The 22,277-nt window shown below is 72.0% G+C and carries 22 protein-coding genes; 13 read left to right on the top strand and 9 right to left on the bottom strand.

Annotated features, from left to right (window positions below):
• The first annotated feature begins 99 nt into the window (after positions 1-99).
• The 6 genes from VFO26_RS00740 to fabF all read left to right on the top strand — a co-directional run bounded on the left by VFO26_RS00740 (position 100) and on the right by fabF (position 6,836).
• On the top strand, positions 100-2,196 hold the full coding sequence (locus VFO26_RS00740; protein WP_325112950.1) for an N-acetylmuramoyl-L-alanine amidase: 2,097 nt from the start codon (positions 100-102) through the stop codon (positions 2,194-2,196).
• 37 nt (positions 2,197-2,233) lie between these two features.
• A complete protein-coding gene (gene fabZ, locus VFO26_RS00735) occupies positions 2,234-2,674 on the top strand; it encodes a 3-hydroxyacyl-ACP dehydratase FabZ (protein ID WP_325112949.1) in 441 nt (146 codons plus the stop codon).
• Positions 2,675-2,816: 142 nt separating this feature from the next.
• Positions 2,817-3,824, top strand: a complete 1,008-nt coding sequence (locus VFO26_RS00730) for a beta-ketoacyl-ACP synthase III (RefSeq protein WP_325112948.1) — start codon at positions 2,817-2,819, stop codon at positions 3,822-3,824.
• A gap of 96 nt (positions 3,825-3,920) precedes the next feature.
• The gene (gene fabD / locus VFO26_RS00725; protein ID WP_325112947.1) at positions 3,921-4,847 is read left to right on the top strand and encodes an ACP S-malonyltransferase; all 927 of its coding nucleotides are present in this window, start codon (positions 3,921-3,923) and stop codon (positions 4,845-4,847) included.
• A complete protein-coding gene (gene fabG / locus VFO26_RS00720; RefSeq protein ID WP_325112946.1) occupies positions 4,844-5,572 on the top strand; it encodes a 3-oxoacyl-[acyl-carrier-protein] reductase in 729 nt (242 codons plus the stop codon). The genes fabD and fabG overlap by 4 nt, the downstream gene beginning before the upstream one ends.
• A gap of 1 nt (position 5,573) precedes the next feature.
• Positions 5,574-6,836 (top strand): beta-ketoacyl-ACP synthase II, encoded by a 1,263-nt coding sequence (gene fabF, locus VFO26_RS00715; RefSeq protein WP_325112945.1) that lies wholly within the window; start codon positions 5,574-5,576, stop codon positions 6,834-6,836.
• A 237-nt stretch (positions 6,837-7,073) separates the two neighbouring features.
• On the opposite strand, the gene VFO26_RS00710 is transcribed toward fabF, so the two are convergent.
• Positions 7,074-7,559, bottom strand: a complete 486-nt coding sequence (locus tag VFO26_RS00710; RefSeq protein ID WP_325112944.1) for a GNAT family N-acetyltransferase — start codon at positions 7,557-7,559, stop codon at positions 7,074-7,076.
• Between the two features lie 78 nt (positions 7,560-7,637).
• On the opposite strand from VFO26_RS00710, the gene VFO26_RS00705 reads away from it, so the two are divergent.
• From VFO26_RS00705 to ligD, 6 genes are all read left to right on the top strand, one after another.
• Positions 7,638-8,567 (top strand): GNAT family N-acetyltransferase, encoded by a 930-nt coding sequence (locus VFO26_RS00705; RefSeq protein WP_325112943.1) that lies wholly within the window; start codon positions 7,638-7,640, stop codon positions 8,565-8,567.
• A complete protein-coding gene (locus VFO26_RS00700) occupies positions 8,560-9,477 on the top strand; it encodes a GNAT family N-acetyltransferase (protein WP_325112942.1) in 918 nt (305 codons plus the stop codon). The genes VFO26_RS00705 and VFO26_RS00700 overlap by 8 nt, the downstream gene beginning before the upstream one ends.
• Positions 9,474-10,238, top strand: coding sequence for an arginase family protein (locus VFO26_RS00695; protein ID WP_325112941.1), 765 nt, complete (start codon positions 9,474-9,476; stop codon positions 10,236-10,238). Before VFO26_RS00700 ends, VFO26_RS00695 begins: the two co-directional genes overlap by 4 nt.
• Before the next feature lie 24 nt (positions 10,239-10,262).
• Positions 10,263-11,117, top strand: coding sequence for an acetyl-CoA carboxylase carboxyltransferase subunit beta (locus VFO26_RS00690; RefSeq protein WP_325112940.1), 855 nt, complete (start codon positions 10,263-10,265; stop codon positions 11,115-11,117).
• Positions 11,114-12,052, top strand: a complete 939-nt coding sequence (locus VFO26_RS00685) for an acetyl-CoA carboxylase carboxyltransferase subunit alpha (RefSeq protein ID WP_325112939.1) — start codon at positions 11,114-11,116, stop codon at positions 12,050-12,052. Before VFO26_RS00690 ends, VFO26_RS00685 begins: the two co-directional genes overlap by 4 nt.
• Before the next feature lie 153 nt (positions 12,053-12,205).
• Complete coding sequence (gene ligD, locus VFO26_RS00680; RefSeq protein ID WP_325112938.1) at positions 12,206-14,491, top strand: DNA ligase D; 2,286 nt, start codon at positions 12,206-12,208, stop codon at positions 14,489-14,491.
• Between the two features lie 7 nt (positions 14,492-14,498).
• Here ligD and VFO26_RS00675 read toward each other — a convergent pair whose 3' ends face one another.
• Positions 14,499-15,764: an NAD(P)/FAD-dependent oxidoreductase gene (locus VFO26_RS00675; RefSeq protein ID WP_325112937.1), complete on the bottom strand. Its 1,266-nt coding sequence runs from the start codon at positions 15,762-15,764 to the stop codon at positions 14,499-14,501.
• 20 nt (positions 15,765-15,784) lie between these two features.
• Here VFO26_RS00675 and VFO26_RS00670 point away from each other — a divergent pair, with 20 nt between their 5' ends.
• Positions 15,785-16,225 carry a TIGR00725 family protein gene (locus tag VFO26_RS00670; protein WP_325112936.1) on the top strand — a complete coding sequence of 147 codons (441 nt, stop codon included), beginning with the start codon at positions 15,785-15,787 and terminating at the stop codon, positions 16,223-16,225.
• Here VFO26_RS00670 and VFO26_RS00665 read toward each other — a convergent pair.
• The 7 genes from VFO26_RS00665 to VFO26_RS00635 form a co-directional block, all read right to left on the bottom strand.
• Positions 16,222-17,439 carry an RNA polymerase sigma factor gene (locus VFO26_RS00665; protein WP_325112935.1) on the bottom strand — a complete coding sequence of 406 codons (1,218 nt, stop codon included), beginning with the start codon at positions 17,437-17,439 and terminating at the stop codon, positions 16,222-16,224. The genes VFO26_RS00670 and VFO26_RS00665 overlap by 4 nt on opposite strands.
• A complete protein-coding gene (locus tag VFO26_RS00660) occupies positions 17,436-17,795 on the bottom strand; it encodes a YciI family protein (protein WP_325112934.1) in 360 nt (119 codons plus the stop codon). Before VFO26_RS00660 ends, VFO26_RS00665 begins: the two co-directional genes overlap by 4 nt.
• A 1-nt stretch (position 17,796) precedes the next feature.
• Complete coding sequence (locus tag VFO26_RS00655) at positions 17,797-18,153, bottom strand: YciI family protein (protein ID WP_325112933.1); 357 nt, start codon at positions 18,151-18,153, stop codon at positions 17,797-17,799.
• Positions 18,154-18,545: 392 nt separating this feature from the next.
• Positions 18,546-20,819 (bottom strand): DEAD/DEAH box helicase, encoded by a 2,274-nt coding sequence (locus tag VFO26_RS00650; RefSeq protein WP_325112932.1) that lies wholly within the window; start codon positions 20,817-20,819, stop codon positions 18,546-18,548.
• Positions 20,783-21,160, bottom strand: a complete 378-nt coding sequence (locus tag VFO26_RS00645) for a nuclear transport factor 2 family protein (protein WP_325112931.1) — start codon at positions 21,158-21,160, stop codon at positions 20,783-20,785. Before VFO26_RS00645 ends, VFO26_RS00650 begins: the two co-directional genes overlap by 37 nt.
• A gap of 29 nt (positions 21,161-21,189) precedes the next feature.
• Entirely contained in the window at positions 21,190-21,510 is a 321-nt protein-coding gene (locus tag VFO26_RS00640) for a thioredoxin family protein (RefSeq protein ID WP_325112930.1), read from the bottom strand.
• Complete coding sequence (locus VFO26_RS00635; RefSeq protein WP_325112929.1) at positions 21,510-22,238, bottom strand: polyprenol monophosphomannose synthase; 729 nt, start codon at positions 22,236-22,238, stop codon at positions 21,510-21,512. The genes VFO26_RS00640 and VFO26_RS00635 overlap by 1 nt, the downstream gene beginning before the upstream one ends.
• Between the last annotated feature and the right edge of the window lie 39 nt (positions 22,239-22,277).

Raw genomic sequence — 22,277 nt, 5'->3', positions numbered from 1 at the left:
CGGCGTCTCTCTGCGGCCGACCCGGCGTAAGTATTCCGTGAGGGGAGGGTCGGCGGCCTTGCCGGAGAAGGCGTGCTGCGTCACGCTGGTCGACACCCGATGACCCCCCGCCTCCTGATCGCCGCGGCGCTCGCGGCCCTGTTTCCCGCTTCGGCGACGGCGGGCCTGGCCTCGCTCGAGGTTCGCGAGCTCGCGCTCGACGGCGAGCGAACGCTCAGCGCGACGCGCACGACGACGGCGTTCGACCTCGTGGGAGTGCACTGGCAGGGCCCCGGCCGGCTCCAGCTGAGGGTGCTCGGCGCCGGAGGGCGATGGTCACCCTGGCGGCCGGTGCGGGAGCACGACGGGGACGCTCCCGACCGCGGCAGCCGCGAGTCCGGTGCGACAAGAGGCTGGCGCCTGTCGGCTCCCGTCTGGGTCGGTCGCGCCGTGGGGCTCGAGGTGCGCGCCGTGGGACGTGTCACGCGCGCACGGGCGCTCACGGTGCGAAGCCCGGTGTCGAAGGTGCCGCTGCGCACGACCTCCGCCGCGGGTGTGCCGAAGATCGTGCCCCGCAGCGGCTGGCAGGCCGACGAGGCGATTCGCAGGGCGAAGCCGGTGTACGCGGACACGCTGCGCATGGCACACGTTCACCACACGGCCGGGACGAACACGTACACGCGCCTGCAGGCACCTGCGGTCGTGCGGGCGATCCAGCTCTACCACGTCGAAGGGAACGGCTGGAACGACATCGGCTACAACGCGCTCGTCGACCGCTACGGGACAGTGTACGAGGGACGGTACGGGGGCGTCGACCGCAACGTCGTCGGCGCTCACGCTCGGGGGTTCAACACGGGCTCGTTCGGGATCGCCGTCATGGGGGACTTCCGTGGGGCCGACCCGCCGGCGGCCGCCGTCGACGCGCTGGTGAGGACACTCGCCTGGCGGCTCGACGCGGCGCACGTCGACGCGCTCTCGACGTTCAACGGGATCTCCTCCGGGAACGAGCGCTTCGGCGCGGGTATCCCCGTCTTCCTGCGCGCCGTCTCCGGCCACCGCGACACCGGGCTCACGACGTGCCCCGGCGAGCGGCTCTACACACAGCTTCCCGGGATCGCGCGGCGGGTGGCGGCGCTGGGGCTGCCAAAGCTCTACTCACCGTCGGCGACGTCCGACCCGCTGGGCGGCATCCGGCTCACCGCGCGACTGTCGTCCGCGCTTCCGTGGAGCGCGGTCGTGACCGACGGCGTCGGCGCCGAGCTCGGCCGCGGAGCGGGAACGGGCGTGGCGGTCGACTGGACGTGGGCGCCGGGGACGCCGATCCCGGCGAACGCGCGCTGGCGGATCGAGTCGCCCGGCGCGACCCCCGCGGAGGGGGTTCTCGCCGCCACCGCCACCGCGACGGCCCTGCGCCTGGCCGAGGTGAAGGCCGTGCCCGCGACGATCTCCCCGAACGGCGACGGCCAGTCGGATGCGACCACCGTCTCGTTCACGCTCAGCGCCGACGCCAACGTGACGGTGACCGTGCTGGACTCCGCCGGAGCGATCGTGGCCGAGCTCGAGTCCCGGCGCTGGCGTCGCGCAGGCCCGCGGACGATCGTCTTCGACGGGAAGGAGCTTGCGGACGGCGCGTATGTCGTCCATGTCGCCGCCAACGCGACGGGTGGGCGCGAGGCCACCGTCGACGTCCCGGTCACGGTCACGCGGACGCTCGGCCGGGTCAGGCTGGAGACCGAGGCGATGACGCCGAACGGCGACGGCCGCGGCGACGCGCTCGCGATCACGGTGCCGTTGACCGTCCCGGCAACGGTGACCGTGAAGATCCTCCGGGAGGGGCGCTGGGTCGCGACGCCGTTCGCCGGCGCCGGCGAGCCCGGCGAGCGCATCGTGACCTGGGACGGCCGGAAGCGGCTCGGCAAGGCGCGGGACGGGTCGTACGTCGTCTCCGTCGAGGCGTCCGACGGGCTGGCGACGGCGAAGGCGGAGGTGCCGTTCCTGCTCGATGCCACGGCGCCGATCGTGCGCGTGGTGTCCGCAGAGCCTCCGCGGGTGTGGGTGTCGGAGGCGGCCACGCTGAGAGCCCGCGTCAACGGCGCGCGCCGGACGATTCGCGCTGCAGCCGCGGGAACGCACCGGATCCCGCGCATCGAGCGCCTGCGGACGCTCGTCGTCACGGCCCGGGACGCCGCGGGGAACGAGTCCGTGCTCCGGCGCTGACGGCCGGGTCGGCAGCCGTCCGCAGTACACTCGCCGCGTGGCACCCACCCCGCCCTTCGGGCGTGACGAGATCGAGTCGATCCTCCCGCATCGGCCGCCGTTCCTCCTCATCGACGAGGTGCTCGAGCTCGTGCCCGGGGAGCGCGTGTCGGCCTCCTACCGCGTGCCCGAGGACGGCTGGTGGTTCTCCGGGCACTTCCCCGACCGACCGGTGATGCCGGGCGTCCTGATCGTCGAGGCGATGGCCCAGACGGGCGCGGTCGCCGTGCTCGCCGAGGAGGAGAACCGGGGCCGGATCGCGTTCTTCGCCGGGATCGACGACTGCCGGTTCAAGCGGATCGTCTCGCCGGGGGAGACGCTGGAGCTCACCTGCGAGATCGAGCAGGTGCGCGGCCCGGTCGGCCGCGGCAAGGCGACGGCGCGCGTCGGCGAGGACCTCGCCGCCCGCGGCACCCTGACCTTCGCGGTGGATCGATGACAGAGATCTCGAGCGGTATCCCGTGCCGTGGCCTTCGTGTCCGGAGGCCGCCTTTGCCGGCCAGGAGGCCGGAGTCCGATGTCCTGTGCGCGACGGAGGAAGGAGGGGGCTCGTGGGGGAACCACGGGTTCCCTCACGCCGGATGATCGGATCGGCCAACGGCCAGCGGATCGGGATCACGGGCCTCGGGGTCCACGTGCCCGAGCGGATCGTCACGAACGACGAGCTCGCCCGGCACGTCGACACGTCCGACGAGTGGATCATGGAGCGGACAGGGATCAGGGAGCGCCGCATGGCGGCGGACGGCGAGGCCCTCACCGACATCGCGCTGCCCGCTGCCCGCGCCGCCCTGGCCGACGCCGGCGTGGAGGCCGGCGAGATCGACCTCCTGATCAGCGCCACCGTCACGCCCGACATGATGTTCCCGACGAGCTCGGCGTTGATGGCCGACACGCTCGGCGCGTCGAACGCGGCCGCCTACGACCTACTCGCCGGGTGCACCGGGTTCGTCTACGCGATCGTGCAGGCGTACGGGATGCTCGCGTCCGGGCTCTCCCGACGCGCGCTCGTCGTCGGGGGCGACGTGCTCTCCAGCATCCTCGACTGGGAGGATCGCTCGACGCTGGTCCTCTTCGGGGACGGTGCGGGCGCGGTCGTCATGGAGCCGGTCGAGCGGGGCGGCTTTCTCGCCTTCGAGCTCGGCGCCGACGGCGGAGGAGGCGTCCATCTCCAGCTTCCGGGCAGCGGCTCGAGGAAGTTCGAGCGTCCCGAGTCGATGCTCAGGATGAACGGCCGCGAGGTGTACAAGTTCGCGACGCGGGTACTGGTCTCGTCAGCGGAGGCGGTTCTCGCCGAAGGCGGAAGGACGGTCGGCGAGGTCGACGTGTACGTCCCACACCAGGCGAACAAGCGAATCATCGACCATGCCGTCGGTAAGCTCGGCGTCCCCCATGAGCGAACGGTGGTGAACGTGGACAGGTTCGGCAACACGTCGTCCGGGTCGATCCCTCTCGCGCTCGCGGACGCGCGCGCGGACGGTCGGCTGCGCGACGGTGCGCTGGTCCTGATGACCGGCATGGGGGCCGGGCTGACGTGGGGCTCCGCGCTCCTCGAATGGACTGCCTCGCCCACCTCCGGCGGTCGAGGCTAGAAGGGCTGGTTGCTGCGTGACAGAAGGGATCAACATGAGGTGCAGCGTGTCGACGCGACCCAGGTCCTCCAACCCGGATCCCGAAGGCAGCCGGGCATGACGAAGGTCGCGTTCTGCTTCCCGGGCCAGGGCTCGCTCGAGGTCGGGATGGGACGGGAGATCGCCGAAGCAGTCCCCGAGGCGATGGAGGTCTACCGGCTCGGCTCGGAGGTGACGGGCATGGACCTCGCCCACCTCTGCTTCGAGGGCCCGCTCGAGGAGCTCGTCGAGACGGAGGTGCAACAGCCGACCCTCGTCACGACGAGCCTGGCGATCCTGGCCGCGGTGCGCGGGGCGGGGATCCGGCCCGACGTCGTCGTCGGCCATTCCGTGGGCGAGTTCGCGGCGCTCGCGTCCGTGGGCGCGATGTCGGACGGTGACGCGATCGCCCTCGTGCGCGAGCGCGGGCTTGCGATGGCCGAGGCTGCCCGCCAGCGCCCCGGCGCCATGGCGGCGATCCTCGGGCTGGAGGATCAGCTCGTCGAGACTCTCTGCCGGAAGATCCTCGGGGTCTGGCCGGCCAACTACAACTGCCCCGGGCAGATCGTCGTCTCGGGGGAGAACGAGGCGGTCGAGGAGTGCTGCGCCGAGGCCGAGAGCCTCGGCGCGCGACGAGCGATTCGGCTCAAGGTGTCGGGTGCGTTCCACAGCCCGCTCGTCGCACGCGCGGCCGACCGGCTCAAGCCGGCGATCGACCGGGTCCGGTTCACCGACCCCGTCACGCCCTTCATGTCGACGGTGACCGCGAAGATCGAGCCGGCCCAGCGCCTCGGCTCTCTGCTCGTCGACCAGCTGACCGCGCCCGTCCGCTTCACGCAGGCGGCCGGCGAGCTCGTCCGCGGAGGCGTCACGACCTTCGTCGAGATCGGGCCCGGCAACGTCCTCTCCGGCCTCGTCAAGCGCATCGACCGCGGCGTGCGGACCATCTCGGTCAACGACCTCGCCAGCCTCGAGAAGGCCAGGGAGACGCTGACCGCGTCGTGACGACGTTCGCCTCGCTCGAGGGGAAGGTCGCCCTCGTCACGGGGGGCTCACGGGGTATCGGCCGTGCGATCGCGCTCGAGCTCGGCCGCGCAGGCGCCGATGTGATCGTCGGGTACCGGACGGGCCGCGAGGAGGCCGAGGCCGTCGCCACGGAGGTTGGCGGCAGGGCCGTCGAGGCCGACGTGTCCGACCCCGGATCGGCCCGGACGCTCGTCGAGTCTGCGGGCGAGCTGGACGTCCTCGTGAACAACGCGGGCCTGACCCGAGACGGCCTTCTCGTGCGGATGAGCGATGAGGACTGGCGTTCGGTGATCGACACGAACCTCTCATCGGTCTTCTACACCTGCCGCGCGGCCGCACGGGGGATGATGCGCAAGCGCGCGGGAGCGATCGTGAACATCTCCTCGATCGTCGGCGTGCACGGGAACTGGGGCCAGACGAACTACGCGGCGTCGAAGGCCGGGATCATCGGGTTCACGAAGTCCCTCGCCCGCGAGCTCGGGAGCCGCAACGTCCGCGCGAACGTCGTCGCGCCCGGCTACGTCACCACGCAGCTGACCGACGTCCTACCGGACGAGGCGAAGGAGACGATGCTGTCGGCGACGCCGCTCGGCCGGCTCGGAGACCCGGAGGACGTCGCGGGCTCGGTGCGCTTTCTCTGCTCCGACGAGGCCCGCTTCGTGACGGGGGTCGTGCTCCACGTCGACGGCGGGCTGGGGATGTAGCGTGGCGGCCGCGAGCAGCAACGGCAGGCGCCGGGTCGTCGTAACGGGCCTCGGGATGGTGAGCCCGCTGGGGAACACCGTCGAGGACAGCTGGTCGGCGTTGGTCGCCGGCGAGTCGGGGGCCGCGAAGATCACGCAGTTCGACACCACCGGGTTCCCGGTCGACTTCGCCTGCGAGGTGAAGGATCTCGACGTCACGGACTACGTCGACTACAAGGCGTCGCGGCGGATGGACCGGTTCACGCACCTCGCGCTGGCCGCGGCGCGCCAGGCGGAGGCGGACGCAGGTCTCGACATCGCGGGTGAAGCCGAGCGGATCGGCGCCGCGGTCGCGACGGGCATCGGTGGGCTCAAGTCGTTCGAGGCGTGCATCCAGGTGCTCGACGAGCGTGGGCCCGACCGGGTCAACCCGTTCTCGATCGTCCAGATCATCCCGAACCTCGCCGCGGGCTGGGTCTCGATGGAGCTCGGCACGAAGGGCCCCCTGCTCTCGGAGTGCACCGCGTGCGCTGCGTCGAACATGGCGATCGGCGACGGCCTCGATGCGATCCGGCTGGGCCGAGCCGACGTCATGCTCTGCGGCGGCACGGAGGCTCCCGTCTCTCGGGTCGGGATCGCGGGATTCGGAGCCATGAGGGCGATCTCGCGCCGGAACGGCGATCCGAAGCGCGCCTCGCGGCCGTTCGACCTCGAGCGGGACGGGTTCGTGATGGGGGAGGCGGCGGCGATGATCGTCCTCGAGGAGCTCGAGCGTGCGCAGGCGCGCGGCGCGAAGATCTACGCGGAGCTGCTCGGCTACGGGGTCTCCTCCGACGCGACGCACGTGTCCGACCCGGACCCGACGGGCGACAGCCCCGCGCGCGCGCTGGAGATGGCGTTCACGGACGCCGGGATCACGCCGGACGAGGTCGGCTACGTGAACGCGCACGGGACGTCGACCCCGATCGGGGACAGCGCGGAGACCCGCGTGATCAAGCTCGCGCTCGGCGAGGAGAAGGCCATCCGAACACCCGTCTCATCGACGAAGGGCGCGACCGGGCACTGCCTGGGAGCCGCGGGCGCGGTCGAGGCGTCGTTCACGATCCTGGCTCTGGAACGGGGCGTCCTGCCGCCGACCATCAACCAGGAGGTTCCGGACCCGGAGTGCGATCTCGACTACGTCCCGAACGCGGCGCGGCAGGAGCAGGTCGAGATCGGCGTCTCCAACTCGTTCGGGTTCGGCGGGCACAACGCGTGCGTCGTCTTCCGGCGCTGGACGGGCTGACGGGCCACACGCCGAGCGCTCCCGGGAGGGGCGGCGGCACGTGTCGCGACGAGATCGGTGTCAGACACCGTGTTCTGTCAAGACCAAACCCTGTCGATTCAGCACCAGTTCGTCCACAGGGCGCGATCCTCGTAGTCACGCCGAACGGGGCGCCGAGAGCCGGGGGGTGCGGACTGATCGAACACGTCCCGCGTGGCCGTCTTGACAACGACCGGTGTCTGACACGGACAGTCGCCCCTACGGCAGCCGGAGCTCGAGGAGCACGGTGTCGTGCCACACGCCGTCGCGCTGCGCGATTCGCTCCCGCCGCCCGACGACACGGAAGCCGACCGACTCGTGCAGAGCGAGGCTCGGCGCGTTCCCGGCCATGATCGACGTCTGGATCGTCCAGATCCCGTGGTCCGGAGCCTCCGCGACGAACCGCTCGAGCAGTGCCCTGCCGACGCCCAGGCCGCGTGCACGCCCGTCGACGTACACCGAGTGCTCGACGACGCCGCGGTAACAGTCGCGCGACGACACGCGCGTGGCCGCGAGCCACCCGACGACCCTTCCATCCGCCTCGGCGACGAGTCTCGGCGCCCGGAGGTGGCCCGCGTCCCACACCGGCCAGGAAGGAACGTCCACTTCGAACGTGGCAACTCCGGTGGCGAGCCCCTCGGCGTAGATCCGAGCGACGTCGGGCCAGTCACCTCGGGTGAGAGGGCGGATCGTCGACCGCGACACCTCCGCACGGTACGCAGATCGAGGCGCGTACGGATGCCCGCACCACTTCCGCCGCGGCGCGTTCGTAGGCTGCGCGGCATGCACGTCGTGCGCCCTACACCCGCCCGGTTCGACGAGACGCTCGCGCTCCTCCGCGCCGCGGACGTCGCGGTCTTCGGAGACTCCGACTGGACCGCGGACGAGCTTCGCGAGGAGTGGGACGAGCTCGACCTCGCCCACGACGCGTGGCTCGTCGAGCTCGACGGCCGGATCGCGGGCGTCGCACATCTGCTCGACCGCAAGGGCGGGCGGTTCATCGGCGACGGATACGTGCACCCCGAGCTCACGGGCCGCGGCGTCGGCGGCCGCGTGCTCGGCCTCCTCGAGGAGCGCGCGCTCGAGCTCAGGCCCAGCTGGCCCGCCGGCGAGCGGATCGTGCTCGAGGCGGCGCACCTCGTCGGCGACGAGCGTGCGCCCATGTTGTTCGCAGGGCGGCGCTTCGAGCGCGTGCGAAGCTTCTTCCGCATGGTGGTCGACGTCACGGACGAGCAGCCGCAGCCGGCGTGGCCGGAGGGCACCACACTCCGCCCGCTCGATCCCGACCGGGACGGGCCGATGCTCCACGACGCCGAGCTCGAGGCCTTCGCGGACGAGTGGGGCTACGTTCCGCTGTCGTACGACGACTGGCGCGGCCGGGTCTTCGGTCGGTCCGGCTTCGATCCGGCGCTCGTACCGGTCGTCTGGGCGGGGGACGAGGTCGTCGCGTTCTCGCGGAACTACCCCAAGCGAAACGGCGACTGGGGCTTCATCGCCAACCTCGGTGTGAGGCCGGCCTGGCGCAGGCGGGGGCTCGGGCTCGCGCTGCTCCACGAGTCCTTCCGTCGGTTCCGAGAGACAGGGGAGACGACGATCGCGCTCGGCGTGGACGTCGAGAACCCGACAGGAGCGACGCGGCTCTACGAGCAGGCGGGGATGCGCGTCCTCTGGCAGGCGGACCTCTGGCAGAAGGAGCTTCGTGCGCGTGATTGAGCTCACGCTGCGCGCGCCTGTGCCGGCGGACGCCGCCGAGATCGCCGACGTCCTGAACGTGCATGCCACCTCGAGCGGCCGCCCTGCCGACGAGACGGCCGAGGGAGTCGCGCGGTGGTTCGCGCTCGAGGACCTCGATCCGGCCAACGACATGTTCCTCGCCCTCGAGGAGGGGAGGATCGTCGGGTACGCCGACGTGAGCGCGCCCGGCGACGACGCCGGGGTCGTCTACGTCGACCTCCGCGCCCTCCCCGGCCGTCCGCGCGTGATCGAGCGGCTCCTGGGGGAGGTCGAGCGCCGTGCGCACGAGCTCGGCGAGGCGGGCGCTCGCCTTCGTGCGCCGGCCAGCGAGGCTGACCAGGAATACAGGGCGGTGCTCTCGCGGCACGGCTTCCGCGTCGTCCGGAGCTCGTTCACCATGGAGATCGACCTCGCGCAGCCCGGCCAGGAGCCCGTCTGGCCGGGAGGGTTCACGTCACGGGGGTTCGAGCCGGGCGAGGAGCGGGCCGTCTACGACGCGTACGTCGAGGCATTCGCCGATCACTGGGGCTTCGTGCCGGAGAGCTTCGCCGACTGGCGCACCTGGAACCTCGGGGCGAGCGACGACACGTCCCTGTGGCGGCTCGTCGAGGACGACGGGGAGATCGCCGCGCTCTGCGTGAGCAGGCCATCGCGCGGCGAGGACGAGGCGCTCGGATGGGTGAGCATCCTGGCGGTACGCCGGCCCTGGCGGCGGCGGGGTCTTGCCCGCGCGCTCCTGCTCGAGAGCTTCGGGCTCTTCCGCTCGATCGGGCGCCGACGCGTCGGTCTGGGCGTCGATGCCGAGAACACCACCGGGGCGCTCGCGCTCTACGAAGGCGTCGGCATGCGGGTCACGAGCCGCTCGGATACGTGGGAGCGGATGCTGTGAGCGCGCTCCGCGCCCGGTGCCCGCACTGCCGGACGCTGACGGCGGTCGCTTTCGAGGACGCCTACGAGTGTCATTCCTGCGGGGCCGCTTTCGCCGCGGGTCTCGTGCGGGTGCCGCGCGCCTGGGGGGTCGGCGGCTCGGCGATGGAGGAAGCCGCGCACGCCTGGCTGCCCTACCCCGAGGCACTCGTCGTCGAGCGGGACACGTTGGAGGAGCAGTCCGCGGCGATCGCGGCGGGCTTGCCGAAGCGCCCCTTCGTCCTCGGAGGGTGCTGCTGCGCGCACATCGGGGCGATCCGCGGGCTCGCGGCGCGTCACGACCGGCTCGCCGTCGTGTGGCTCGACGCGCACGGTGACCTGAACACGCCCGCGACGTCGCCGTCGGGGAACCTCTGGGGCATGCCGCTGCGGATGGCGATCGACGAGGGAAGCGTCGCTCGCTCGGACGTCGCTCTGGTCGGCGCCCGAGACCTCGACACACCAGAGGAGGAGTACGTCGCCCGGGAAGGCATCGACGACGATCTCGCCCGCGCGCTCGGCGGCGCGACTGCGGTCTACGTCGCGCTGGACGTCGACGTCCTCGAGCCGGGCGAGGTGCCGAGCTTCATGCCCGTGGCGGGCGGCCCCGACACCCGGGATGTCGTTCGCGTGATCCGGGACGTCGCAGGGCGGGCGCGGGTGGCGGGGCTCGGCATCACCGGGCTCGTGCCGGGAGCCGCGCCGGAGACGCTCACGCGGTTCGCGGTCGCGGCGGGGCTCTGAGCCGCGCGCTCTAAGATGCCCGGGATGTCCGCGCCGGGTCACATCGACGTCTCGATCGAGCACAAGCGCGCGGACCCCGGCGGGCGCGACGACGGCACTCACCCGAACACCTGCCCGGGCTGCGGCTCCCACTATCGCGACGACGAGCTCAGCGAGCACTTGCGGGTCTGCCCGCAGTGCGGCCATCATTTCCCGGTGCGGGCTCCCGCGCGGGTCGCGCAGCTCTCCGACCCGGGCTCCTTCGAGGAGGAGGACGGCGAGCTGCGCTCGGCGGACCCGCTCGACTTCTTCGACCTCAGGCCCTACGTCGAGCGTCTCGTCGAGGCGGAGTCGGGAACCGGGCTCGGCGATGCGATCCTCACCGGCCGCGCGGCGATCGACGGCCACGCGTGCCGGATCGCCGCGATGGACTTCTCGTTCATGGGGGGCTCGATGGGAAGCGTCGTGGGCGAGCGGTTCGCCCGCGCGTGCGAGCGCGCGGCGGAGGACCGCGGCGTCCTCGTCTCGGTCTCCGCCTCGGGTGGCGCGCGCATGCAGGAGGGCATCCTCGCGCTCATGCAGCTCCCCAAGACCGTGGCCGCGGTCGGCGAGCTCCACGACTCGGGCGGTGCCCTGATCTCGGTGCTCGCCCACCCGACGACGGGCGGCGTCACCGCCAGCTTCGCGAGCCTCGGCGACGTGATCCTCGCGGAGCCGGGCGCGCTGACGTCGTTCGCCGGCCCGCGCGTGGTCGCCCAGACCACCCGGGAGAAGCTCCCCGATGACTTCGGCCTCGCCGAGTCGAACCTCCGCTTCGGGCACGTCGACGCGGTCGTGCCGCGCGCAGAGCTCCGGCCCACGCTCGCCCGGCTGCTGCGCCTCTTCGGAGCGAAGCCGTGACCCAGGAAGCCGAGCTCGGCCTGCGGGATCGCCTCGCGCAGCTGTCCGGCGTGAAGCTCCTGCGCGGCACGAGGCTCTCGGCGGAGCTCGAGCGCCTGCAGCGGCAGCTCGAGCGGCTGCGCGAGGACACCTCGGACGAGGAGATCTGGCGGTCCGTCGAGCTCGCCCGCCACGAGAAGCGCCCCTACACGCTCGACTACGTCGAACGGATGCTCGACGACTGGTTCGAGCTGCACGGTGATCGGGGGCGGATGGACGATCGGGCGATCGTCGCCGGCCTCGGCTCGCTCGACGGCCGGACGATCGCCGTCGTCGGCCACCAGAAGGGGCGCGACATCAAGGAGCGGGGGTTTCGCAACTTCGGCATGGCATACCCCGAGGGCTATCGCAAGGCGATGCGCACCATGGAGCTCGCCGACCGTCACGGGTTCCCGCTCGTCACGCTCGTCGACACCCCCGGCGCGTATCCGGGCATCGCCGCCGAGCAGCACGGGCAGGGTGGCGCGATCGCGCGGTCGCAGGCGGCGATGCTGCGCCTCTCCGTGCCGACGGTGTCCGTCGTGATCGGAGAGGGCGGCTCGGGTGGCGCGATCGCGATCGCCGTCGCCGACCGGGTGCTGATGCAGGAGAACGCGATCTACTCCGTGATCTCGCCCGAGGGGTGCGCGTCGATCCTCTGGCGTGACGCCGCCCAGGCGAAGAAGGCCGCCTCGGCGTTCAAGCCGGACGCGGCGCACTGCCTCGAGCTGCGCGTGATCGACGGGATCGTCCCTGAGCCGGAAGGCGGCGCCCAGGTGGATCACGACGCGGCCGCGGCACTGCTCCGCGAGGCCGTGATCGCCCATCTCGACGAGCTGGCCGACATCCCCGCAGACGAGCTCCGGCGGGCGCGGCGAGCCAAGTTCCGCTCGATGGGCGTGCTCGCGCACGTCTGACCGTCCCGACCGGCTCTCCACACTATCCACAGGCTTATCCCCGGCCCGGAAATCGCAGTTTCCAGGGCTTTCTCCCAAGCTGTGGGGGCGAGGTAAAGACCTGGTGACCGGGGCAGGGTTGTGGATTACCGCGGTCCTGAAATCATCGGGGGCGTGACGAGCCTCGACGACTACCGTCGCAAGCGCGACCGTCGCCGGACACCGGAGCCGTTCGGCGGCGCGGCGGCGGGCGCTGCACCGATCTTCGTGATCCAGAGGCACGACGCGAGGCGCCTCCACTACGACCTCCGGCTCGAGCGGGACGGAGCGCTCGCGAGCTGGGCGGTGCCGAAGGGGCTGCCGTTCGAGCCCGGGGAGCGTCATCTGGCTGTGCACGTCGAGGACCACCCGCTCGACTACGCGTCGTTCGAGGGCGTCATCCCCGCCGGGGAGTACGGCGCGGGGACGGTCGAGATCTGGGACCGCGGGACGTACGAGCTCCTCGAGCAGAAGCGGAACGGCGGCCTCACGTTCCGGCTCCACGGCGAGCGCGCCGACGGGGTCTGGACGCTCGTCCCGGCGCGCCTCGACGGGGACGAGCGCAACTGGCTGCTCCTCCGAAAGGACGGCGGGCGCGGTGCACACGCCGAGCTCCGCCCGCAGCTGGCGACATTGGCGGAGACGCTCCCGAAGGGGAGCGGCTGGCTCTACGAGCCCAAGTGGGACGGGTACCGCGCGCTCGTCACCGTGCGAGGTGGCGAGGCGACCCTGACCAGCCGGAACGGCACCGACCTCACGGAGCGCTTCCGGGACGTCGCCCGCGCGGTCGTGTACGCCGTGAGGTCGCCCTCCGCGGTGATCGACGGCGAGGTGTGCGCCCTGGACGAGTCCGGCGCGACGCGCTTCGAGGCCCTCCAGTCGGGATCCGGGCGGCTCGTCCTGATCGCCTTCGACCTGCTCGAGCTCGACGAGGAGCCGGTCTACGATCGGCCGCTCGAGGAGCGACGGAGAATGCTCGAGGAGCTGCTCGACCCGACGATCGAGACGGTGCGGCTCTCACCCGCCTTCGCGGACGGCGATGCGCTCCTCGAGGTCGCGCGGGAGCAGGGGCTCGAGGGAGTCGTCGCGAAGCGCGCGGATGCCCCCTACCGCCCGGGCCGGAGGACGCCCGAATGGCAGAAGGTCAAGGTGCGGCAGCAGGACGACCTGCCGATCGCGGGTTACACGCGCGGGACGGGGAAGCGCGGGAAGCTCGGCGCGCTCGTGCTCGCGCGCCGCGAGCCCGACGGCCTTCACTGGGCGGGGAACGTCGGCTCGGGGATCGGAGACGGTGACGTCGACAGGTTGCTCGATGCGCTCCGGCCGCTCGAGCGCCCCACGAGCCCCCTCGTGGACACCCCGCGGATGCCACGCGTCCGCGCCTCGGACGTGACCTGGGTCGAGCCGGTGTTGGCCGCCGAGGTGGTCTTCGCCGAGCGGACCCGCGAGGGACGGCTGCGCGCCCCGGTCTTCCTTGGGTTGCGCGACGACGTTCCGGTGGAACGCCCTGCCATGGCCACGAAGATCGACCGCGGTCGACGGACGCTCGCTCTGACGAACCTCGACAAGCCGTTCTGGCCGGAGGAGGGGATCACGAAGGGTGAGCTACTCGCGTACTACCGCGACGTCGCGGAGGTGCTCGTTCCCCACCTGCGCCGGCGGCCGTTCACGATGAAGCGCTACCCCGACGGCTGGCAGGGGAAGAGCTTCTTCCAGAAGCAGGCGCCGTCGCACATGCCCGACTGGATCGAGACTGCGTCGTTCCCGGCATCCACGCGGGAGGGAGAGCAGCGCACGATCGACTACGCGCTCGTCGACGACGACCTCGCCCTCCTGTGGATGGTGAACATGGGCTGCATCGACATGCATGCGTGGGCGTCCCGCGTCGACAAGCCGCACCGTCCGGACTGGGTCATGTTCGATCTCGACCCGTCCGAGGGGGCGACCTTCGAAGAGGTGATCGAGGTGGCGCTGCTCGTGCGGGACACGCTCGACGTGCTCGAGCTCGAGTCGGTCCCCAAGACCAGCGGCTCCCGCGGGATCCACGTGCTCGTCCCCATCACCCGGCGGCACGGGTTCGACGCAGTGCGCGAGTTCGCCGGGATCGTCGCCGGCGCTCTCGCCCGCGCGCACCCCGGGCTCGTGACCACCGAGTGGACGAAGGCCAAGCGGAAGGGCGTGCTGGTCGACGCGAACCAGAACGGACCGGGGAAGACGACCGCGTCGGTGTACTCGGTGCGTCCGCGAGCCGGTGCGCCGGTGTCCACACCTCTCCGCTGGGAGGAGGTCCGGTCGGGCCTCGACCCGGCGGCGTTCACGATGGACGCGGTGCTCGAGCGCGTGGCACGTGAGGGGGATCTCTTTGCACGCGTGCTCGAGGGCGGTCAGTCGCTGGGCACCGCGATGCGGTCGCTTCGCTGAGCACCGACTACGGCCCGAGCTCGTGGGGGCGTCCGAGCGCCGACAGCTCCACGATGTCGCGCCGGAAGAAGAGCGCCACGGTCCAGTCCGCGACGACCCGCATCTTGCGGCGGAAGGTCGGCAGCGCATACAGGTGGTACGTCCGCGCGACGAACCAGCCGAGGAACCCCCGGAGCCTTAGGCCGGGCAGCTCTGCGATCCCGCGGTAGCGTCCGAGCGTGGCGACCTGGCCGAGCATGCGATAGCCGTACGGCCGCGGTGGCCCCTTGAGGTTCTTCGCGAGCCGGCGCGCCTGCCGAAGGGCGTGCTGGCAGGTCGGGGGATCGAAGCGGTCCGGTGTCCGGGTGTTCGGCACCGCCGCGCAATCCCCGAGTGCCCACACGTCGCTCGTGCCCGTCACCTGCAGCGTCGGGTCGACCGTGACCCGGCCTCGCTCGTCGAGCGGGACGACGAGCCTGGCGAGGTCCGGGCTGGGGCGCACCCCTGCGGCCCAGACGAGCGTCCTCGCAGGAACCCTCGTTCCGTCGGAGAGGACCGTCTCGTCGCCGTCGAACGACTCGAGCGTCGTGCCCACGCGGATCTCGACCCCTCGCTTCTCCAGGTACCGATGGGTGTACTCGCCCAGCTTGCGCGGGATCTCCGAGAGGATCCTCGGCGCGGCGTCGACCAGCACCCACCGCTGAGGGACTCCGCGCAGCGTCGGGTACGACCGGCGGACGGCCTCGTGCGCGAGGTCGTACAGCTCGGCGAGCGCCTCGACGCCCGCGTATCCGGCCCCGACGAAGACGAACCCGAGGTCGTGCGCCGCTTCCTTCGGGTCCAGCCGGGCGGCGGCGGACTCGAGCGAACGGAGAAGGTGGTTACGGAGCGCGATCGCGTCGGCAACGTCCTTGAAGCCGCGTCCGTGCTCGGCGAGCCCGGGCACGGGAAACGTGCGCGTCACCGCGCCGAGCGCGACGACGAGCCGCTCGTACCCGATCTCGTACGTCCCCCCGAGGGTGTCGGCGACGACCGTCCGTGCGTCCGGGTCGCGCTCGAGGACTCGCCCGAGGAGCAGCTCGGCATGCGGGCACATCTGGCGGAGCGGGACGACGACGTGGCGCGGCTCGAGGGTTCCGGCCGCGGCCTCGGGCAGCAGCGGGGTATAGAGCATGAAGTTGTCGGGGTTGACGATCGTCGCGCCGCGCTTGCCGAGCAGACGCGCGACGTACGCGCCGGCGAAGCCGCCGCCGACGACGAGCGTCCCTCCAACCGCTTCGCGACGTTCTGGCATCACGGCGTACGATCGCACGGGTGGAACGTCAGGTGTCGGTGATCGGGAGCGGGCGCGAGCACGAGGCCGCCGCCGAGGAGGTCGGCCGTCTTCTGGCCGAGCGCCGCTGCACCGTGGTCACCGGCGGCCTCGGAGAGGTGATGGCAGCGGCACACCGCGGGGCGAAGTCGGCCGGCGGGACGACGATCGCGATCCTGCCGGGCGAGGCCCACACCGACGCCAACCCCTGGGCCGACCACGTCGTCGTCACGGGGATAGGCCACGCACGGAACCTCGCGGTAGCTGCGTCTGGTCATGCCGTCATCGCGGTCGGCGGCAGCTTCGGCACGCTCGCCGAGATCGCCTTCGCGTTGCGTCTGGGACGCCCGGTGGTGGTGCTCGGGGACGGCCCCGTGGTCGAGGGAGTGCCGCGCGCGCCGACCCCGGCCGAGGCCGTCGAGACGGTGTTGGCCTCGTTCTAGGCTCCGGCCCTCGGCCCCTCGACCTCGCGCAGGCGACGCTCGAGGAAGCGGCGCTCGGGGACGTTGTCCGTGAGAGCGAGCGCCTCCCGGTAGCTCGCCGCGGCGGCGTCGGGCCGGCCCAGCCGACGGAGCAGATCGGCCCGCGCTGCGGGGAGGTAGCCGTAGCCGTCGAGGCCCTCGATCCCGTCGATCATCCGGAGGCCGGTCTCGACGTCGCCCGCCAGCGCGACGGCGACGGCCCGGTTCAAGCGCACGACCGGGGAGGGGTCGAGGCGCTCCAGGGCCTCGTACACCGCTGCGATCGTCGTGGCATCGGCCCCCTCCGCATGACCGGCCGCGATCGCCGCCTGCAGCTGGTAGGGACCGGGACGGCGCAGGCCTTCCGCGCGTCGCAGGACACGCAGTCCCTCTTCGATCTCGGCCGAGTCCCAGAGGGAGCGATCCTGGTCGGCGAGGAGAACCAGATCGCCGTCGGGCCCGACGCGGGCGTCGCGCCGGGAGTCCTGGAGGAGGAGGAGCGCGAGCAGGCCGAAGGCCTCCGGCTCGTCGGGCATCAGCACGCAGAGGAGCTTCGCGAGGCGGATCGCCTCCGTGCAGAGCTCACGCCGCACGAGCGTGTCGCCGGCGGTCGCGGCGTACCCCTCGTTGAACACCAGATAGAGCACCCGGAGGACGTCGGGCACACGCTCGGGCAGCAGGTGGTCGGGCGGCACGCGGAACGGGATGCCGGTGTCCCGGACGCGGCGCTTCGCGCGCACGAGGCGTTGCGCCAGCGTCGGCTCCGGGACGAGGAAGGCGCGTGCGATCTCCGGGGTGGCGAGCCCACCGACCTCCCGTAGCGTCAGGGCGACACGTGCTTCGACGGCGAGCGCGGGGTGGCAGCACGTGAAGAGCAGGGCGAGCCGCTCGTCCGGGATGGAGCTCACGTCGGCGTCCTCCTCGGCGGGCACGGTCTCGAGCCGCGCGAGCAGCTCGGCCTTGCGGGCGAATGTGCGCTCGCGTCGGATCCGGTCGATCGCCCCGTTCCGGGCGGTCGCGACGATCCATGCGCCCGGAGAGCCGGGCACGCCGTCGCGCGGCCAGCGCTCGAGGGCCTTCGTGAACGCGTCCTGCACCGCGTCCTCGGCGAGCGAGAGGTCGCCGAGGACGCGAGTGAGGATCGCGACCGCACGAGGCCATTCCTCTCGAAACGTGGCCTCGAACGACGACGTCACCTCTCAACGATAGGCCGGATCTCCAGGGAGCCGTACTCGGCCGCGGGGACGAGCGCCGCGATGCGGATCGCCTCGTCGAGGTCCGGCAACGTGGTCACGAAAAGGCCTCCGATCTGCTCCTTCGTCTCGGCGAAAGGCCCGTCGGTGACGATCCGCTCGCCGTCGACGACACGGACGACCTTCGCCTCGGTCGCGCCTTCGAGCTCGCGGCCCGCGACGTTCGGGTCCGCCGCTCCCATCGCCTCGAAGAGCGCCATCCAGCGGGGCATCGACTCGGCCCGGCGGCGCGCGGCCTCGTCCTCGTCGATCCCCTCCCAGGACGATTGGTCGCTGTAGACGAGCAATGCGTACTTCATCTCACTCCTCCGGGTCGACGTGGACGGGTCGCACCTCGACTGCGCCGTGCCCAGCCGCCGGGATCCGTGCGGCCCAGTCGAGCGCGTCGTCGTACGTGGAGCAGTTCAGGATGAAGAAGCCGCCGAGCGACTCCTTCACCTCTGCGTAGGGGCCATCCGTCACGAGCCGGCGCCCATCGCGGATGCGGACCGTCGTCGCGGAGGAGGTCGGCCCGAGCTCGTCTCCCCCGACGAGCACACCCGCCGCCTCCGCCGCGCCCGCGAACTCGGCGTACTGCTCGTACGCGGCGTCGCGCTCCTCGTCCGAGAGCCGCTCCCAGGCGCCCTCGTCAGCGTGGATCAGTGCCAGGTACTCCATCGGCTCCTCCTGCTCGTGTCTGTCCGTTTCGTGCCTGCACCCTCACGACGAGCGACGGCGGGCGGAATCGACATCCTCCTGCGCCCCGAGCTCCAGGGTCGGTGGTGTCGGGCCGGGCTCGGCGTTCGCCCCGCCGGCGTCTCCGGTATCCGCCTCCTGGTCCAGCACCCCCCATGGGGGACGGCGCCCCCCTACCGGAACGATCGCACGCAACCCGTCGCGGGTGCGTGCCGGCTTCGTACCGCGTTCGTACCGCGTTCGTGCCGACTTCGTGCCCACTTCGTGCCGACTCCCGCCGCGGGCTCGCCGGCGTTCGTGTCCGCTTCCGCCGCGCATTGCGCCACCCACCATGGCCGCCTGCGCTATCGGCGACCGCAACCTCCGCCCCGTGCTCAGGAATCTCCCGCGACCATCCGCTCGAGCAGCGTCCGCGCAGCGGCCTTGTCGAGGAGCTCGTTCAGGTTTCCGCACTTCGGGCTCTGCACGCAGGAGGGGCACCCGGCACGGCAGGGACAGCGGGCGAGCAGGCGCGCGGTGTCGGCTGCCCACTCGGCGAAGCACTCGAAGCCCCGCTCGGTGATCCCGACACCGCCGGCGTGCCCCTCGTAGACGAACACGGTCGGTCTGCCCGTCTGCTCGTGGATGTTCGTGGACAGGCCGCCGATGTCCCAGCGGTCGCACATCGCGAACAGCGGCAGGAGTGAGATGAGGGCGTGTTCGGAGGCGTGGAGGGCGGAGACGAGCGTCGGCATCACGTCGATTCCCTCGAGCAACGAGTCGTCCGGAGCGAACCAGACGCCCTCGGTCTCGAACGTCGTCAGGGGCAGCTCGAGCGGTGTCGTGTCGATCACGGTTCCGTCCGCGATCGCCTTTCGCTGGAACCCGACCACCTGCTCCGAGACGGCGACCCGCCCGTGATGGAGCTCGACCCCCGCCACGCGCCTGCTCTGCAGGGACTCCACGATCGACGTCTCCGTCTCCTTCCGCGCCTGTGTGTACCAGTCCACCGTGACGGGCGTCACGAGGGCGGCGCGGGTCTCGAGGTCGAGCGTCGTGACGCCGTACTGGTCGCCGAGATGCAGGTACACCGCTCCCTCGTGGACGGTCGAGAACGCGCGCTCGCGCTCGGCGGTTCCCAGCACGGCGCCGGTGCTCTCGTCGACGATCACGAATGCCTCCGCATCGCCCGATCGCAGCGACAGCCGCGCGGCCGGCGTGTCGCGGCCGCGCCAGACGAAGCCGGCCGGTGTCGACTCGAGCTCGGGCAGCACGGCCGCCCGCTCGAGGGCCTCTGCACCGAGGACGTCCGCGTCGGCGGCGGTCAGCGGGCCTTCGTAGGCGGCCGAGAGCACGTGCCCGTCGAGGATCCGTGGAGTCGTGTGGTCGATCAGGGCCGCCTCGGCCGTCCTGCCGAGGAGCGCGTCCGGCTCGTTGACGAAGAACTGGTCGAGCGCGTCCTCGCTCGCGACGAGGACGGCGAGCCCGCGCGAACGACGACCGGCACGACCCCACTGCTGCCGCAGCGAGGCGACGGTGCCCGGGAACCCGACGGAGATCGCGCAGTCGAGCGAGCCGACGTCGATCCCGAGCTCGAGCGCCTCCGTCGCAGTGACCCCCAGCAGCTCGCCCTCGACCAGGCGCCGCTCGATCTCGCGGCGCTGCTCGGGCGTGTAGCCCGCGCGGTACGGCGCCAGGCGCCCGGCCGTCTCCGCATCGAGGCGATCGGCGGCGAAGCGGTGCACGAGCTCCGCCGCCTTGCGGCTCTTCGTGAAGCAGATCGTCCGCAGGCCCTGACCGACGAGCCCCGCGAGCAGCCGGGAAGCGTCCCCGAGCGGGCTCGCCCGGATCCCGAGCTCCGCATCGACGAGCTCCGGGTTCCAGAGGACGATCTCGCGCTCGGCGCGCGGTGAGGTGTCGACGTCGACGACGCGGACGTCGAGCCCCGTCAGCCGGGCGGCGAGCTCCCCGGCGTTCGCGATCGTCGCCGACGCGAGCACGAACACCGGCTCGGCGCCGTAGGCCAGAGCCAGCCGGCGCAGGCGCCGGAGCACGTTCGCCACATGGGAGCCGAACACGCCCCGGTACACGTGCGCCTCGTCGACCACGACGACCCGAAGGTTGTGCAGCACGTCGCCCCACCGGTCGTGGTGCGGGAGGACGCCGACGTGGACCATGTCGGGGTTCGTGAGGATCGCGTTCGCGCTCCGGCGGATGTGAGCACGCCGCTCGATCGGCGTGTCCCCGTCGTAGATCGCGGGCCGGAGCCCCTTCAGGCCGAGGCTCGCGAGCCACCGAGCCTGATCCTGTGCGAGCGCCTTCGTGGGGTAGAGGAAGAGCGCCCTCGCGGCGGGCTCCCGTGCCATCGCGTCGAGCACCGGGAGCGAGAAGGCGAGGGATTTCCCCGACGCCGTCCCGGTCGTGACGACCACGCTCTCCCCCCGGGCGACTGCGTCCCACGTCTCCGCCTGGTGCGCGTAGAGCCGGGTCACCCCCCGTGCGCGCAGCACGTCCGCGACGGCGGGGTGGAGCTCCCCGGGGACCGGCTCGCCGCGGCCTTCCCGGCCGGGGACGACGCCACGGTAGGCCACCTCGACGCCGTCGAGGAGCGGCTCCCAGGCGACACCCGTGGTCAGTGCGGCGGCTCCGCCGGCCGGAACCCGGCACACGAGAGGTCGAGCGCGGCGATCCGCCCGTCCACGACCGTCGCGTAGGCGGTGTGCTCGTTCTCCTGCCAGCCCTCCGCCGGGTCGCGGCCGTGGAAGCGGTACCTGAGCCTGACGCGGTCGGCGACCTGCTCGACGTCGGACGACGTGACCGCGAACTCTTCGAGTGCGTCGAGCCACGAGGAGTAGCGGCCCGCGATGAGATCTGGGCCGAGCTCTTCGCGCAGTCGGTGCGGTGTCAGCGCGCGGAGCCTCGCATCCGGGGCGAGGCAGGCCGCGATCCGGTCACGGTCACGTGCCGCGATCGCGCCGAGCAGCTCGGTCACGACGGCCGTGTCGTCCACGCGGCGAGGGTAGTCGAGCAGATGGGCACCTACGCTGCCAGGAGGCGCGCGACGGCCTCGGCGTACCGTCTCCGCGGCTGCGCGCCGTGGATCACCTCGACGGGCTCGCCGCCGGAGAAGAGGATCACCGTGGGCAGCGACAGGACGGCGAAGCGGGCCGGGATTCGAAGGTTCGCGTCGATGTCGAGCCGCACGACCCGCAGCCGTCCTTCGTGCTCGCGGCCGAGCTCCGCGAGGAACGGCTCGATCGCGTGGCACGGACGACACCACGGCGCGGTGAACTCGACGACCACGGGGAGCTCCGAGGTGAGCACGTCGCCCTCGAACGTCTCATCGGTGGCGTCGATCACTACAGCCTCCCCCGCAGGGCCTTCCAGCGCAGCACCGGTACCTGATGCATGGCCTCGAGCACGATCGCGCCGCTCATCTTCGACTTCCCCACCCGGCGGTCGACGAACGTGATCGGGATCTCGACCACGCGGAACCCGGCCCTGATCGCACGGTAGGTGCCCTCGATCTGGAACCCGTATCCGCGCGCCGAGATCGCGTCCCGGTCGATCGTCTCGAGCACCGCGCGCCTGAAGCACTTGAAGCCGCCGGTCAGGTCGCGGATCCCGACCCCGAGCACGAGCCGTGCGTAGAGCGATCCGCCGCGGGAGACGAGGCGCCGCAGCAGGCCCCAGTTCTCCGTTCCGCCCCCCTCCACCCACCGCGAGCCGAGGGCCAGGTCGGCGCCGTTCTCGCAGGCGGCGATCAGCCGCGGCACGTCGTTCGGGTCGTGCGAGAAGTCGCAGTCCATCTCGAGGACGAGCTCTGCACCCGACGCGAGCGCCTGCTCGAAGCCGGCCAGGTAGGCGCGCCCGATGCCCTCCTTGCTCGTCCGGTGCAGCACGCCGAGCCAGGCGAGCTCGGTTGCCAGGCGGTCGGCGATCTCGCCGGTCCCGTCGGGCGAGCCGTCGTCGATCACGAGCACGCGGTCACGGGTGGGGTCCAGCACCTCGCCGAGCGCCCGCACGAGCGCCTCGACGTTCTCGCGCTCGTTGTAGGTGGGGACGCAGACGACGGCGCGGGTGGGCATTGACGGAGTCTGCCGACTCCATTCCCCGCGGGCCCGTCC

It is taken from the genome of Gaiella sp., from assembly GCF_035710885.1.
In the GTDB taxonomy this organism is placed as follows: Bacteria; Actinomycetota; Thermoleophilia; order Gaiellales; family Gaiellaceae; genus Gaiella.
Note: the sequence above shows the minus strand (reverse complement) of the source record. Positions and strands in the feature narration are given on the sequence as shown.

What these genes read in the sequence shown, in the direction of transcription:
- VFO26_RS00690 (WP_325112940.1), top strand. Translation starts at nt 10,263, where the DNA reads ATGTCCGCGCCGGGTCACATCGACGTCTCGATCGAGCACAAGCGCGCG.
- VFO26_RS00730 (WP_325112948.1), top strand. Translation starts at nt 2,817, where the DNA reads ATGATCGGATCGGCCAACGGCCAGCGGATCGGGATCACGGGCCTCGGG.
- VFO26_RS00740 (WP_325112950.1), top strand. Translation starts at nt 100, where the DNA reads ATGACCCCCCGCCTCCTGATCGCCGCGGCGCTCGCGGCCCTGTTTCCC.
- VFO26_RS00660 (WP_325112934.1), bottom strand. Translation starts at nt 17,795, where the DNA reads ATGAAGTACGCATTGCTCGTCTACAGCGACCAATCGTCCTGGGAGGGG.
- VFO26_RS00705 (WP_325112943.1), top strand. Translation starts at nt 7,638, where the DNA reads ATGCACGTCGTGCGCCCTACACCCGCCCGGTTCGACGAGACGCTCGCG.
- VFO26_RS00655 (WP_325112933.1), bottom strand. Translation starts at nt 18,153, where the DNA reads ATGGAGTACCTGGCACTGATCCACGCTGACGAGGGCGCCTGGGAGCGG.
- fabD (WP_325112947.1), top strand. Translation starts at nt 3,921, where the DNA reads ATGACGAAGGTCGCGTTCTGCTTCCCGGGCCAGGGCTCGCTCGAGGTC.
- VFO26_RS00635 (WP_325112929.1), bottom strand. Translation starts at nt 22,238, where the DNA reads ATGCCCACCCGCGCCGTCGTCTGCGTCCCCACCTACAACGAGCGCGAG.
- VFO26_RS00675 (WP_325112937.1), bottom strand. Translation starts at nt 15,764, where the DNA reads ATGCCAGAACGTCGCGAAGCGGTTGGAGGGACGCTCGTCGTCGGCGGC.